The sequence below is a fragment of the Catonella sp. genome, from assembly GCF_052169795.1.
Classification (GTDB): domain Bacteria; phylum Bacillota; class Clostridia; order Lachnospirales; family Lachnospiraceae; genus Catonella.
Genome location: NZ_JBQNBU010000051.1, coordinates 1 through 15,330 on the forward strand (window position 1 = coordinate 1; position 15,330 = coordinate 15,330).

The following is a 15,330-nucleotide window of genomic DNA, read 5'->3' on the forward strand; positions in this document are numbered from 1 at the left end:
ACTAATTCACAGACAGAAAATATTTCAAAGCCTTCAACAGTAATAAACAAAATAGTAGGAAATATTAAGTACCAACTCATATCTTCCAATGGAAAGGTATTGTTGTCATTAAAACCAAAAAAGGGAGTAATCTACAAAATACAATATTCCACTGAAAAGAATATGAAAAAGAGTGCAATAATAAATCTTAAAAAGGTTAAAACTATATCAGAAAAATTTAAAAAAGGAAAGACTTATTATATAAAAGTAGGTGAAGTTAAAAAAGGAAAGATAAAGTGGGGCAAGATAAAAAAACTGATAATTAAATAATATCTGTAGAGCAATCCATATACTACTGATGTTATGAGTCTTTATAATAAAGCAGATAAAATGACAAGATATTTCCAATGGACATATCTTGTCCATTGCGTCTGGTATACTTTAACCATAACAACAAACCAAATAAGGAGAGAAAAATTATGGATAAGTATTAACTGGCAATGTAATCAAGTCAATAAGGGACTTATATGGAGCTACGGATTCCCGTCATAATACAACCAGCTGGGAGAAGGCATATGAGTGCTATAAGTCATTTGATAACGAGATCCGTGAAGGACAGATAATTGAATTTGGAGTAACAAGAATAAAAGTGAGCGATGAAAAATGGAAAAAACTTACTGAAAAGGAACTGATAGAGGATAAAGAGTTTGAATATGACAAAATAGGCGGTCAGGAGCTGGTAAATAAGTCGATTTGGAAGGGAAAAGTTGAAGAAGAAAATCATGTAGAGGAGGAGATTAGAAGGATAAACGAAGAAAACAACCTACAATAAAGTGTATAAAGAAAGTCGGATTAAGTAAACAAAAAAAAGAAAGGATGGTATAGCACATGAATACTATACAAAGAGTTTTTAAGAAATTAAGCATATTTTTAGTTTTTGCATTAGTAATAGGAATTTTAACACCTGAGGCAGCCTTTGCAAAGAAGAAGGATTATACGGTAGAACAAAGTTCTTATGATGGTTTATCTATAGTCAGGAAGGGTGAGAAATATGGAGTTATTAACAAAAAAGGGAAAATCATTATCCCAATTGTAAATCAGGAAATAGTAAGAGGAAGTTATGATAACTATAGTTATAGAGATAATTTCTTTGTAAAAAAAAGTGGAAAATGGGGAGTAGTAAGCAAACAGAATAAAGTTTTGATTAAACTCCAGTATGATTCAATAACAGAATATGGAGATAAGTATTATCTTGTAAGCAAAGAAAATAAGAGGGGAGATGTTAATTATGGAATTTTAAACCTTAATAATAAGGCTATATTGCCGTTAAAGTATGGTGATATTGGAAATTTATATGGAGGCTGGGCTTCAGTTAAAAAAGGTAAGAAGTACGGATTTATAAATGACAAAATCAAAACTATAATAAAGCCACAGTATGACTTTGTATCAAATTATATTTCTGACGGATATGCCTCTGTTGCAAAGTCAGGCCACCATGGAATTATCAACAAGAAAAATAAGGTAATTATCCCATTTGAATATGATGGTATTAATGAAATGAATTTAGATAATGATTATATTGTAGCCATTAAATCGGGTAAAACAGGTATCATAGATAAAAAGAATAAAGTAATTATCCCTTTTGAATACGATAGTATTGGCGTAGTAGATCTTAAAAATGGTTTCATAGGTGCCATAAAATCAGATAAATACGGATACATAAATAAGGAAAATAAGGTAGTAATTCCTTTTGAATATGAGGGAGGAATGAGGTTTACCGAAGGACTTGCCGGAGTTAATAAAGGTAACAAATGGGGGTTTATTAATAAAGACAATGAATTAGTAGTTCCCTTTGAGTACGATGATGCCTGGGGCTTCAGTGAAGGTCTTGCAAAAGTACAGAAGTCTGATAAATATGGTTTTATAGACAAGACCGGTAAGGTAGTTATCCCTCTAGAGTACGATTATGCTGACTTTTTTTACGAAGGAAGGGCTTATGTAGAAAAGGGGGGAAAAGCAGGTACTGTAGATAAAAAAGGAGTATTTACTCCTTCTAAGAATTAATAATTAGCTTAGAATCGGCTTTCTAAAAATACAATCCTTCTGTCTGGGCAGTTTCTGCCCAGACAATATATTATTTTAAAAGCATTATACAAATATTCGGAGGTTATGGATTTGGAGTACAATATAGATAAAACAAAACAGGAACAACGTATCCTTGAGATATATCAGGATTTACTGGACAATAAAGAAGTGAATATAGAAGTTAAGTCTGAAAAATTTGGAGTTGATAAAAAAACCATAAAAAGAGATTTAGCAGCGGTAGAAGAATCCTTAGATACAAGATATCAATTTGAGATACAAAAAAGTAAGCCAAACATATATAAACTTAGCCGTGAAAATGTTGGAAGGCTTACACAGACAGAAGTGTTGGCTGTATGTAATATTCTGCTTAACAGTAGGGCATTTTCTAAAGAAGAAATGAAAAGAATGTTAGATAAAATAATAGAACATAACCTGGATGCAGAAGAAAGAAAGCAGGTCACTACTCTTACAGGCAATGAGATGCATCATTACGCAGAGCTTAGTACCTCTAAGCAAATTACGCCTGAGGACTTCCTTGAGAATATGAAAAATATAGCAGAGGCTATAGTAAAACAGAGAAAGATTGAAATTGAATATAAAAGAAATGCGGACATTAAGAATATTAAAAGAAAGTTATGTCCTCTGGCTATTATGTTTTCGGAGATGTATTTTTACATGGCAGCCAAGATTGAAGATAAAGAAATTGAGGAGAAACTTAGAAGAAATTATTGCTCATCGCCTGCTATATACAGACTTGACAGGATTAGTGAAGTAAGAATACTTGACGAACACTTTCATATATCAGATAAGGATAAGTTTGAGGTGGGAGAGTTTAAAAATAAGTCTAAATTTATGTATGGCGGTAATATAAGACATATAACCTTTGACTTTACAGGGACGAATAAAGGAATGATATTAGACCAGATACCTAATGCGGAAGAATTGTATACAAAAGGTAATACTACACGCTTCAGAGCGGCAATAATAGGGGAAGGTCCGGAGATGTGGCTAAGGCTTCTTAAAGATGCGGTAAAAATCATACCACCGGATGGCAAACAACCTGAAAAATAAATTAAGTAAAACGGGAGGCATTAAAATATGGGAAAAGATGTAGTTAAGCTAAGCAGCTTTATAGAAAATAATAGGGGAAAGTTAAAATATCTGATATCTGACAGGGTGTCTATACCTAATTCTATTATAAGAAAACTAAATAAAGAAGATAACATAGTAACAGAAAACCTCAGAACTGTTACTATAGAAAATATTTCAAAAAATATAGTAATGGGATATTACGCCTACACAGGAAAAGACTATGATAAAGAGGACATTTTTACTGCTGAGGAAGCTTATCTTATTCAAGATATTCTATTGTCTTCTAAAGAGGATAAAATATACGGTTTTTTGTCTAAGACCAGCATTTCCCTTGAGACTTCAAAAGAAATTTTAAGAATAATTAATATCCTGAGAGAAGGAAAGAGAAAAGAAGGAAAAACTACAAAGCTAGATTTTCTTATATCTGATTTATCAAAAAAGCTTGAAGACAGAAAGCTTTTAGATAAGGTGGGAGTATTAAATGAGGCTATAAAAATAATCGAAGAAAGTAGTGAGGTGGATATAAGAAGCTATCTGGCTGTTAGTGGAGAACTTAAACTTGTAATAACAGATTATTTTGCCGAACAGATTTCTTATATTGAAAAAAGATTTTTAGACAGCTTATGTGGAAAACTTGGAATAAATGTGGATATCGTCTGTATGACAGATGAAAGCAAAGCTGATATTCAATTTGTAAAAGCCTATGGACAGTATAATGAGGTTGAATACTGCATAGAAGAGATAAAAAATAAGGGTATCAACTTTGGTGAAGCAGGTATCTATTATACAGACGAAATATATGAGAATTTCATCAGGGCAGCTTGTGAAAAAAATAACATAGGAGTAACCTTTAAGAAGGCAAATGCAGGAGATAATGAAATAATCAGGCTTTTAATTGACTTGGTTGAAAGTATAGAGGCTGATTTTTCTTATGAAATACTCGGCAGGCTTGTAAATAATCAGACAGCAACACTTAAACATATTATTAAAAGAGATGAAATTACAAAGGAAGAAGAGATTAATGAAAATAGAATTGAAGAAGTTGAAATAATAAAAGAAGAGCCTATTTATGATGAAAAGGATGAAGAGCAGGAAAATCCGGAAAAAGAGAATAATGGTGAGTATAAATATAGTTTGAAAAGAGCCTATGATACCCTACTTAGGCGCGAAAACATAGGTTGGTCTAAAGCAAGGTATGAAGACTTCTTAAAAAGGCACGAGAGTATTGGTGAATTCAGTACCCTTAATGAAAGAGAAAATATCAAGATTCAACCTTTTAAAGAATTTTTAAGAGACTTCATAGATATTTATGACGAAGAAAATACAGCAGAGAAGACTTATTTAAATCTGCTTGAGTTTGCTAAAAAATATTCTTACAACAATAAAAATAAAAATACATATCTTAAAGCTCTTAGGGAATTGGCTATTCCATTTGGGCTTCTTGGACAAGAGTGTAAAGAAGACCAGCTTAGCATAATAAAAGATGCTTTAGTGAACTTTAAGTTTGGACAGCCTGAAGAGATGGATAAGGTGAGGGCACAAAGGCTTGCAGGCAGATGTGTGGCAGAACGCCAATATAACTTTATAGTAGGGCTTGCAGCTTCTTATGTATTGCAGGATACAGCCAATTCTCCGGTGCTAAGTGATGATGAAATAAGAGAGGTTTTGGATGTTAATGCAGCCTATGTACCTCTTGCGGGCAATTCAAATAAACTATTTAAGGATGAAATTGAGTACCTGCTATCAACCTGTCCTGAAGGAGAAACAACCTTACTTTATAGCTATTATGATACATTAGCTTTTAAAGAACTTTCTCCGAGCCTTTTTTATCTGACAAAATTGAATGACAGTAAAGAAATTGAGGCAACTTATAAACCACATAAAACCGGTTATAGGTTTAATAAGTGCCTGGAAAATGTAGAAAATGAATTTATAAAAGATGTAGAAAATAAAAGTGAAGAATGCACTTTTGCAACCGGTAGCCTTAGTGCAACAGCCTTTGAAACCTTAGTAAAATGTCCTTTTAAGTACTATTATCAGAGGGTTCTTAATATAGCCGAGCCGGATAATGATTACAAAGGTGAGACTTGGTTAAAGGCTAGTGAAAAGGGAACTTTTTTCCATAGAATAATGGAATTATATTGTAAGGCTATGTTCTCAGATAAATATGCAGGAGAGACAACATTTTCACAGGAAGAATTTGATAAGGCTTATAATAAGGCGTTAAAGGAGACAGAAATTAAGGTGCCATATATTTCTCAAGGGAGAAAACTATATGAAACCACAGAGGGGGTACTTTCCGCTGTGGAACTAGATGCAATTATTAAACTTATTAAAAAAGCTCCTAAAGTAGTGTTATTTCAAGATACAAAGATTAAATTGAATGATAAAACCCGAGAACAGGAAATGACTAGCAAGATAAAGGCTTTGAATGAGAGATTAGTAGAACATAATATAGTTTTATTTGAGACTTTACCTAAACGTACAGATAAACAAAAATTTGATAAAGAAAATGCAAAAAAAGAGAAATCTCTAATCATTTTAAAATACAGCTTACTTGCAAGGAAATTTTACTTTGAAAATCTGCCTGTCAAAGAATTAAACAATAACCAGCTGCTTGAGAAAGCCTATGAACTACTTAAAGATGAAGAAGTAAGAAAATATTTTTATAATAAATTCAAATGCGTATATGTAGATGAATTCCAGGATACAGACCCTTTGCAGGAATCAATAGTATGGAATCTTACTACCTTGGGAAATGCAGAAAAACTTAAGGAAGGCAAACTCTTTGTGGTTGGAGATCCTAAGCAGGCTATATACAGATTTAGAGGGGCAGATCCTGCTATATATTTTAAGGTAAAAGACAGATTTGAGCAATCTCCTTATGCAGGGGTATTCCGTCTTAGTATAAATTATCGTTCAAATAACAAGCTGATTGACTATGTAAATGATTTCTTTGCTGATAAAGGGATACTATGGGAGGAAGAGGAAACTGAGAATTTTTCGTCAAATCCCGGTGGTTACGAGGAGATGGAGGTAGCAGAGGGAAGAGAAATACCAGATAATCTCTGTGAGAAAGAGCTTGCAGGAGCATATTTGTATCTGGTTGAGGATATGAATACGAAAGAGGCTGATATAGAGGGTGAAATTTCTGATATAGAGAATGAAGAGGCAGATACAGAGGATGAAAATACTGATAAGGACAGTGGTAAAGATGATAGAGCTGCAGAGAAGATACCTGAGCTTGTAGATGCTTTAGTAGGAGGAAAATACAAGATTAGAAATGGGGATAAGGGCTTTAGAGAAATTCATTATAGTGACTTTTTGGTTTTGTTTGATAAACACAGGGGCATGGGTAAGTATGTAGAAGAATTTTCAAAAAGGGGCATCAAGACTCAGGTTCTAGGTGAAATAGAGTTAGAAGAAGCAGAGATATTAAACCACTTTCTTAGACTGTATAAGGCTATAGCCCATAGCCACAATAAGGAATACAGAACAGGTGCAGTGGAACTTCTTAAGCTTAAGTTATACGAGGGCAAGGCCGTACCTGACAGTGGATTAAAGCTTTCAGGATTTGAGGAAGATATATATGAGGCAGCAGCCAATAATATCATAGACGAGCTGGTAGAGGCCGTGAAAGGGCTATCAGCCTATGGGAAAGCAGCCTATCTGGCTGAGAAGTTTGATCTGTTTTTTGTAGGAAAAGAACAGCCTTATACCTATATAATCTTGAGTCAGACTAAGCTTCAGCAGTTGATTGAAAATATGTTTGCAGAGGACAAGGGCAATACTGTTGCCTTTATAAGAAAAACTGAACAATACATTTCTGACCACCTTGACAGAGAACTGGTTTTGGAAAATACCGGAACTGATGTGGTAAGGCTGATGAATTATCATAAAGCTAAGGGTTTACAGGGAAAGATAGTGATACTGCCGCCAAAATCAGCAAAGGGGGACAATGATGAGACGGATTATAGAAAAGATGACAGCTATTATCCTCTTATAACCTGGGGACGTGATGGAGGGCGAGGTATAAAGGGCAGTACCTGTTCCTTTATGGGTCCTGAGGAAATTAAGGAAGAGGCCAAGAGCGCAGAGAGAAACGAAAAAATAAGACTTGACTATGTCGCAAAGACAAGAGCTGAAGAAGTTCTTATTTTCATTGGTGACGAAAATACAGAAGAGGATGTAGAAAGGCTGGAAATTCCGGAAATAAATGAGGCAAAGGTTGAACAGTTTGCTGAATATGAAAGAAATACCGTATTTAATACAGAGGGAAAGGGCGGTATAGCTTATTATAAGTTCAATCCTTCTGGCTTTGAAAATTCTTCCAAGACAAGGAGCGATGCATATAAGAAAGCTAAGGAATCAGGACTTGAAAAGTTTGCTAGAGATGAGATTAGACCTAGTGGAAATGTAATAGGAACTGTTCTGCACAGAGCCTTAGAACTTTTGATTGAAAGGCTCGGATTATCCACTGATAATGAAAATCTGGCTGTAATCTGTGCTAAACAGGCTGTAAATGAATTTAAGAAGGATATCACAGAGGGAGTTCCAAGAGAAACAGAAAAGTCAAAGGAGTTAAACAGATACAGAGAGTTTCTGCCTAAGGCTGTCCAGGCTTTGGAAAGCTACATGAAAGAAAAGTATAGCAAAGACATTTCGGATAAGAATGTAAGGATATATACAGAGCTTCCTTTTTCATTTTATGAGACGAATAAGTCAGATGAACTTAAAAAAATTGAGAAAATACGGCTTAAAGAAGATGAGATAGCAGCGGATGGAGCTGCCTGGATAAATGGCACAGCAGACTTGGCCTTTGTATATGGAGATAGGGCAATAGTTTTTGACTATAAATCTGATCTTGCAGACTATATTAAAGAAAGGGAGAGCTTTGAAAAGACCTTAGAGGAGAGATATACTGGTCAGCTTGCACTTTATAGGCACTCTGTAAATAAACTGTATGGAATTGATAATGATAAGATAGAGCTTAAGGTACTTTATTTTAAGGATTATGGAGACGGGCTTAGGGTGTATGAAAAGAAGCTTTTGGTATAGATATTTTTTTGATTTACCGATAGTTATATACTTTCTTACAATATAGTGATAAAATTACGATAAATAGATTGATTATTATGGAGACTATGTTATAAGATTTAAAGCACAATATTCATTAGAAAAATATACAGAGATAAAAAATGAGATAAAGAATATCGGCTTGATGTGAGGATGCATAAACTATGGATTTATATAAAATAATGTTAGTGGATGATGAAGAGGAAGTTCGAACAAGCATCATTAAGAAGATGGATTGGATAGCGAATGGCTTTGAAGTAGTGGGTGATGCAGAAAATGGCAGGGATGCACTTGAAAAAATAGAAGTTCTAGAACCCAATGTAATCATTACGGATATAAAGATGCCTTATATGGATGGGCTTGCACTTACGGAAAGCCTAAGGCAGAAATTTCCGTCTATTAAAGTTATCATTTTTTCAGGCTTTGATGATTTTTCATATGCAAAAGAGGCTATAAGGCTTGGAGTGGCAGAGTATATTTTAAAGCCTGTCAATGTAGATGAACTTACAGAAATTTTAAAAAAAGTCAAGGCAAAACTGGATGAAGAGATAGAGTCGGTAAGAAATATAGATATTTTAAGGGAGAACTACAAAGCCAGCCTTCCCGTACTTAGAGAGCAGTTTTTAAATAAGCTGATTATTAAAAAGGGGCTTTTTGATGAGGAATCAATAAATGGCTATCTTAGAGAATATAACATGGATATTGGTAATGCAAATAAATGGATAGCCTGCATTGTAAACATTGAACTTGAAAATGCCAATATAAGGGGAGAATTATTAAAAGAAAAAGAACTGATACCTATATATGTGAAAAAATTTATAGAGGAGAAACTTACTCCTTATTATAGAAGTGTAGTCTTTGATTCCATTCAGGATGCAGAGCCGGTAATAATTGTAGCGATAGATGATGAAAACAGCCAGACAGGGCTTACAGATGTAATGCGAGATGTGTGTAAGAGTGCCAAGAGAGTGCTTGGAGTAGGGATTACAGTAGGAATAGGACGCAGTAGTCAAACCCTTTCAGAGATTTCAGCTTCGTACAAGACTGCTGTAGATGCTGTAGGATATAAGAAAATAGTAGGTACAGAAGATGTAGTCTATATTCATGACATGGAGCCTGTAAGTACAGGTGTACTCAGATTTGAAGAAAAAGATGAGGAAGAACTTATTTCTGCTATTAAGTTTGGTGGAGAAGACAGGATAGCGGAAGTGGCATCCGGTCTTGCTAATAAACTTGATGAAGTAAAGGTGCATTCCAGACAGTATCAGGCATATATGTTAAGGATAGTGACCTGTATTATGGATTTAATGCAACAGTATGAAATAAGCCTTGCAGGAATTGAAAACTATATGGAAATAGTTTCTAAAATTAAAGATGGAGACAGCTTTAAAGATTGGCTAATAGGTATATGCAATAATATTAATGAAGGTCTTCAACAAAAAAGAGAGTCAACTTCAAAGCAGATTATTAATGAAGCGAAGGAATATATCTTGGCAAATTATACAAATTCAGAGCTTTCTCTTGAAATTATCTGCCGCTACCTTCACTTAAGTCCCGCATATTTCTCGAGTCTTTTCAAAAAGGAAACAGGACAAACCTATATCAACTATCTTACTGATATAAGGCTTAATAAGGCAGTAGAACTTCTAAGCACAACTGACGAAAAGACATATATGATAGCTGAAAAGGTAGGATATTTGGAACAGAATTATTTTAGCTATGTATTTAAGAAAAAGTTTGGTGTATCACCTACTAAATACAGGACAGGAAAATAAAAGATGCAGGTTGAAAAGAAGAAAATTACTTATAACAGGAGCATAAGAAACTCAATATTCATTTACTTTACTGTTTCCTCGCTGGTTGCAGTACTTCTGATAGTAATATCCATATATTCGAGGCTTTCTTCCCAGCTTTCAGATACAGTTAAGCAGGAGAATATAAGTCTTATTAATCGTGTAAATGCCTCTATGGAAGTTTATTTAAGAAATATAATGAAGCTTTCAGACACGATATATTATGGAATTATTAAAAATGTGAATTTATCTGAAGCATCCATTAATGAGGAAATGACTCTTTTATACAATAATAATAAGGAACAGGTGTTAAATATTGCACTGATTTCAAAGGATGGAAAGCCACTCAGTGCAGTGCCGGCAGCAAGATTTAGAAAGAATTTTGAGGTAAGACGGGAAGAGTGGTTTATCAATGCACTTAATAAGACGGAAAATATACATTTTACTCGCCCTCATGTACAAAAGCTATTTGAAAAAGGGGACAACAGCTATAGATGGGTGGTGACTATGTCCAGAGCGGTAGAAATTACCATGGGAGGAAGTACGGAGCAGGCAGTACTTTTAATCGACATGGCATATCAGGGGTTTGATGAGGTATTAGATGAGGTTTCGTTAGGAAGTGGAGGCTACATCTACCTTATGGACTCTAAGGGAGAGATAATCTGGCATCCGAAATTTGAGCTGATAGCATCTGGCAGGATAAAAGAGAATAATTTGGTAGCAGCTTCTTATAGTGACGGAAGTACGGAGGAAGAATTTAACAATGCCAACCAGACAGTTGTAATAAAAACAGTGGGCTATACGGGATGGAAGTTGGTTGGAGTAATAAAGGGGACAGGAATTTCGCTAAATACCATTAAAACCAGATTGTTTATTGTATTTGTAATTTTTCTTATTATTTTCATAGTAGTGCTTATAAATTCCTATATTTCTTTCAGGGTGACAGACCCTATAAGGGAGCTTGAGAAGTCTGTAAAAAAACTCGAAGAGGGTAACCTGGATGCGGAGATATACATGGGAGGCTCTTATGAAATTCAGCATTTGGGCAAAACGGTACAGGATATGAAACATAGGATAAAGGGGCTGATGCAGGATATTGTAACAGAGCATGAGGAGAAGCGAAAAAGTGAGTTCGACTCCTTACAGGCTCAGATTAATCCTCATTTCCTCTATAATACTCTTGATATTATAGTCTGGCAGATAGAAAATGAGAAACAGTCGGAAGCGGTGCATACCGTTACTGCTCTTGCAAGATTTTTCAGGCTTTCACTGGGAAAGGGTAAGAATATAGTTACGGTAAAGGCAGAGATAGACCATGTAAAAAATTACCTTATGATTCAGCATATGCGATTTAAGAACAAGTTTGACTATGAGTTTGAGATAGCAGAGGATGTATTGGGACTTTCCTCGTTGAAACTGATGCTACAGCCTCTTGTGGAAAATGCAATTTATCATGGAATGGAATTTATGGATGGGGACGGACTTATCATAATTAAAGCATGGCGAGAAGCTGGTGAGCTGTATTTGTTCGTAACCGACAACGGCCTCGGTATGACGGAGGATAAAGTAAGCTTGGTGCTTTCAGGCAAAAGTAACTCCGGTAACGGCAGAGGCTCAGGCATAGGAGTTAAGAATGTAAATGAGAGGATAAAACTTTATTTTGGTGATAAGTATGGGCTAAAAATAGACTCAGAGCCGGATGTAGGTACTACTATTATTATACATTTGCCGGCGAAGGAGTATGAGGAGGAAAATATATAGAGATAAGTTTTGGATTTATAAGTTAAAAAAATGTTAAAATATAAAGTTTTAGACTTATAAATCCAAAAAAATTATACTAAAATTACTCGTCTATCAACCAGTCAATTACATTTATTATTTTAATCCCGTTTTCAGAAGTAATGAAGTTCCTGTCGGTGGTAAGTATAATCTTCTCATAGTTGTCATTTATATTTAGCAAAGGGCGAAGTTCTCTTTCCCTTGTTTTTGGCGAAGTAAGGCTCTCGGTAACTTGAATATATAGTTTTTCATTAGGTTTTTCAGCAAGAAAATCTACCTCGGTATCACCTATTTTTCCTATATATACTCTATAGTGTCTTCTTATGAGTTCAAGAAATACGATATTTTCTAAAATATGTCCTCTGTCGGCATCTCTGTATCCTAACAGCATATTTCTAAACCCCATATCTACTATGTAGTTTTTATCTAATGTTTTTAAAAGCTGTTTTCCTTTTACATCATATCTTCCTACTCTATAAAAAATATAGGCATTATTTAGCATTGAAATGTATTTATCAACAGTTTTGCCTGCAATATTTTTGTTTTTTTCTTTATCAATATTACCTTCGCTTGAAAGAATATTTCCAATCTTATTTGGAGAGGTTATGCTTCCTATATTTGAAGAAAGAAAATGTGCTATTTTATTTAGTGCAAGCTGGTCACTTTGGTTATGCTTTTGTAAAATGTCCTTTAAGATTACAGTAGAGTATATGCCTTCAAGAGCCTGATTAATTCTCAGCTCGTTAAAGTTATATTCATGAAGTACAGGCATACCTCCAAATTTAAGGTAGTAAATAAACCTTTCTTCAAGTCCTGTCTTATCATCAAAATTATAAAAATCTAAAAATTCACTAAAAGACAAGGGAAGCATTTTTATTTCAACATATCTTCCTGAAAGCAGTGTGGCAAGCTCGGTAGACAGTAAATAGGCATTGGAACCGGTAATATATATATCAACATCATAGTCTACTCTAAAAGATTCGATAGCTTTTTCCCATTCTGATACAACTTGAAGTTCATCAAAAAGCAAATATGTTTTTCCGGTATTATCAATTTTATCACTCACATAATTATAAAATGAAAGATAATCTGATAGTTCGTTATACTTCAGGGATTCTAAATTCATGTGTATTATTCTAGTTTTATCTATACCGGTTTCTAAAAGGTGTTGGTGGAAAAGTTCCATAAGCGATGACTTTCCACATCTTCTTATACCGGTAATTATTTTTATCAAATCTACATCTTTATTTTCTATAAGCTCATTGAGATATGCAGGTCTTTTAATTAAATTTTTCATAAGCAGCTCCTTATAAGAATTATGTTTTTAGAGTACTACAAAATTCCCCTAAAATCAAGTTTCAGACTTATAAGTAAGAAAATATATAAAAATATCAAGTTTCAGACTTATAAGTAAAAAATTATAAAAGCTTGGGATAAATAATAGTGGTTCACAGGCAAACTCCATGTTATACTATACCCAAACTCTTGTGGGAGGATGCCCTATGAACAAAAAAACAATAGTTTTCTGGCTCATATACGCAGCCTTTCTTATCTTTCTATACATTCTCTCTGCCACAGACCTTATAATAAAAGAAAATGAGGCGAAGGTATATTCTATCTCTGTACTTGTAGATGGAATTTCCGGAGAGAATTCTGCAAATATGAAAAAGGGAATGGATGAGGCTGCTTATGAGAATAATGTAGATCTGAGATTTCCTGCTGTTGCAGAAAATATAACCATGGAAGAAAAACTTGAAATAGCTGAAGATGAGATAGAGGCGGGGGCTGTGGCAATAATTATAGGTAACAGATGGAAGGATGAAATTGCGGGTCAAATAAGAATGAGGCATAAAGATTTTCCGGTTCTCGTTCTAGGAAGTTCCAAGGAAAATGAAAGTATTTTTATAGATTATGCAGGGATTGTGAAAAATTTATCAGAAAATATAATAAAGGCAGAAAGCACAGAAAATAAACTATGCATTGTCTCGGAAGATTTTTCGGATGAAGACTTGGGAAATGTAGGACGAGAATTGAAAATACAGCTTGAAACCCTTGGATATAAGCTTGGATTTGCAGAAGGAGAAGGACCTAAGCTTGAAAAACAGCTCAATGCTTTTGATAAAAGCAATACGGTTTTTGTGTCATTAGATAAAGAAAGTACAATAAGGCTGGTCAAATATGTAAGTGACAATAATTTTAAGGCGGCAATCTATGCTGTAGGAGCTACTAATTATCTGTTAGGTAAGCTTGAAGATGGAGAAATAAAGGGAATTGTAGCTTGGAACGAGTATGATATGGGATATTTTATGATAGAAAAATTGATGAAAATGATGACTGATAAAAATAAAATAACTAAAGATGAAATATCAGTATTTTACATTACCGGAGAAGATTTAAAAAATGAAGACTATATAAAGATGCTTTATCCGATTAATGGGTAGGGAGACATTAATGAAGAAAAAAATTATATATCGACTGGTTTTAGCTCTGTCCGCAATAATAATGGTAATTATGGGGTTAATACTATTTAATAAGAATGAACATGGGGTAGCGGAAAAAAAGAATATAAGAATAGGTGTAAGCTTATACCGATTTAATGATACCTTTATCTCAAGCATAAAGAAAGAAATGGAAACCTATGTAAAATATTATGAAAAGGGTAATGGACTGAAGCTGAGTATGGAAATAGTGGATGCAGGAGGAAGTCAGTTTACCCAAAATAAACAGGTAGATCGTTTTATTTCGCTAAACTATGATGTAATATGTATCAATCCGGTTGAGAGGGCAGATGCTTCAGTTATTATAGATAAGGCTCTTGTGGCAGGTATTCCGGTAGTTTTTTTTAATAGAGAGCCTGTAGAAGATGATATGAGGCGTTCAGATAAATTCTGTTATGTAGGGGCGGATGCAAAGGAGTCGGCTATCCTGGAGGGACAGATTCTGGTAGATGCTTACAATAAAGATAATTCAGTGTTAGACCTGAATGGAGATGGTGAAGTAAGCTATATTTTGCTTGAGGGAGAAGCAAGCCATCAGGATTCTATAGTAAGGACGGAATGGTTGATAAATACCTTAAAATCAGGAGGAGTTCCTATAAAAAAGCTGGCAGGAGATATAGCTAACTGGGACAGGAGTCAGGCAGCAGCCTTAATGGAGGGCTTTGTAAAAAAATACGGGAAGGAAATAGAACTGGTTTTATCAAATAATGATGATATGGCACTGGGAGCAATAGACATAATAAAAAATGAAGAATCATTAAAAAACATAAAGGTAGTTGGAGTAGATGCGACAGCTCCTGCTCTTGAGGCTATAAAAAAAGGAGAACTTTTTGGCAGTGTTTCGAGTGACAAGTCGGAGTATGCAAGGGCAATTATTGAATTTGCAATAGCCAAGGCTACAGGCAGAGAGTTGCCGGAGGATATAAAGAATAAGTCTGTAGATGAAAAATACTATAATGTGAGCCAATATGTAGTAACTGTAGAAAGCTTATCGAAAAATATACATTAAAATTGGTTAAAAAATTAAA

General features: G+C 34.3%; 9 protein-coding genes and 1 pseudogene. 9 read left to right on the forward strand and 1 reads right to left on the reverse strand.

Annotated elements, in window-relative coordinates:
* From ACTTKP_RS08290 to ACTTKP_RS08320, 7 genes and pseudogenes are all read left to right on the forward strand, one after another.
* Window positions 1–309, forward strand: a pseudogene (locus ACTTKP_RS08290) (hypothetical protein); the annotation flags it as partial.
* A 319-nt stretch (window positions 310–628) separates the two neighbouring features.
* Window positions 629–811, forward strand: coding sequence for a hypothetical protein (locus tag ACTTKP_RS08295; RefSeq protein ID WP_442553430.1), 183 nt, complete (start codon window positions 629–631; stop codon window positions 809–811).
* A gap of 56 nt (window positions 812–867) precedes the next feature.
* Complete coding sequence (locus ACTTKP_RS08300; RefSeq protein WP_442553431.1) at window positions 868–2,043, forward strand: WG repeat-containing protein; 1,176 nt, start codon at window positions 868–870, stop codon at window positions 2,041–2,043.
* A gap of 111 nt (window positions 2,044–2,154) precedes the next feature.
* Entirely contained in the window at window positions 2,155–3,135 is a 981-nt protein-coding gene (locus ACTTKP_RS08305; protein WP_442553432.1) for a helix-turn-helix transcriptional regulator, read from the forward strand.
* 27 nt (window positions 3,136–3,162) lie between these two features.
* Window positions 3,163–8,214, forward strand: coding sequence for a UvrD-helicase domain-containing protein (locus ACTTKP_RS08310; RefSeq protein WP_442553433.1), 5,052 nt, complete (start codon window positions 3,163–3,165; stop codon window positions 8,212–8,214).
* 182 nt (window positions 8,215–8,396) lie between these two features.
* Complete coding sequence (locus ACTTKP_RS08315; RefSeq protein ID WP_442553434.1) at window positions 8,397–10,007, forward strand: response regulator; 1,611 nt, start codon at window positions 8,397–8,399, stop codon at window positions 10,005–10,007.
* 3 nt (window positions 10,008–10,010) lie between these two features.
* The gene (locus ACTTKP_RS08320; protein ID WP_442553435.1) at window positions 10,011–11,786 is read left to right on the forward strand and encodes a sensor histidine kinase; all 1,776 of its coding nucleotides are present in this window, start codon (window positions 10,011–10,013) and stop codon (window positions 11,784–11,786) included.
* Window positions 11,787–11,868: 82 nt separating this feature from the next.
* Here ACTTKP_RS08320 and ACTTKP_RS08325 read toward each other — a convergent pair whose 3' ends face one another.
* The gene (locus ACTTKP_RS08325; RefSeq protein WP_442553436.1) at window positions 11,869–13,101 is read right to left on the reverse strand and encodes an ATP-binding protein; all 1,233 of its coding nucleotides are present in this window, start codon (window positions 13,099–13,101) and stop codon (window positions 11,869–11,871) included.
* Window positions 13,102–13,306: 205 nt separating this feature from the next.
* On the opposite strand from ACTTKP_RS08325, the gene ACTTKP_RS08330 reads away from it, so the two are divergent.
* Both ACTTKP_RS08330 and ACTTKP_RS08335 read left to right on the forward strand, forming a co-directional pair.
* The gene (locus ACTTKP_RS08330) at window positions 13,307–14,245 is read left to right on the forward strand and encodes a hypothetical protein (protein ID WP_442553437.1); all 939 of its coding nucleotides are present in this window, start codon (window positions 13,307–13,309) and stop codon (window positions 14,243–14,245) included.
* 10 nt (window positions 14,246–14,255) lie between these two features.
* The gene (locus tag ACTTKP_RS08335) at window positions 14,256–15,311 is read left to right on the forward strand and encodes a galactose ABC transporter substrate-binding protein (protein WP_442553438.1); all 1,056 of its coding nucleotides are present in this window, start codon (window positions 14,256–14,258) and stop codon (window positions 15,309–15,311) included.
* The last annotated feature ends 19 nt before the right edge of the window (window positions 15,312–15,330 follow it).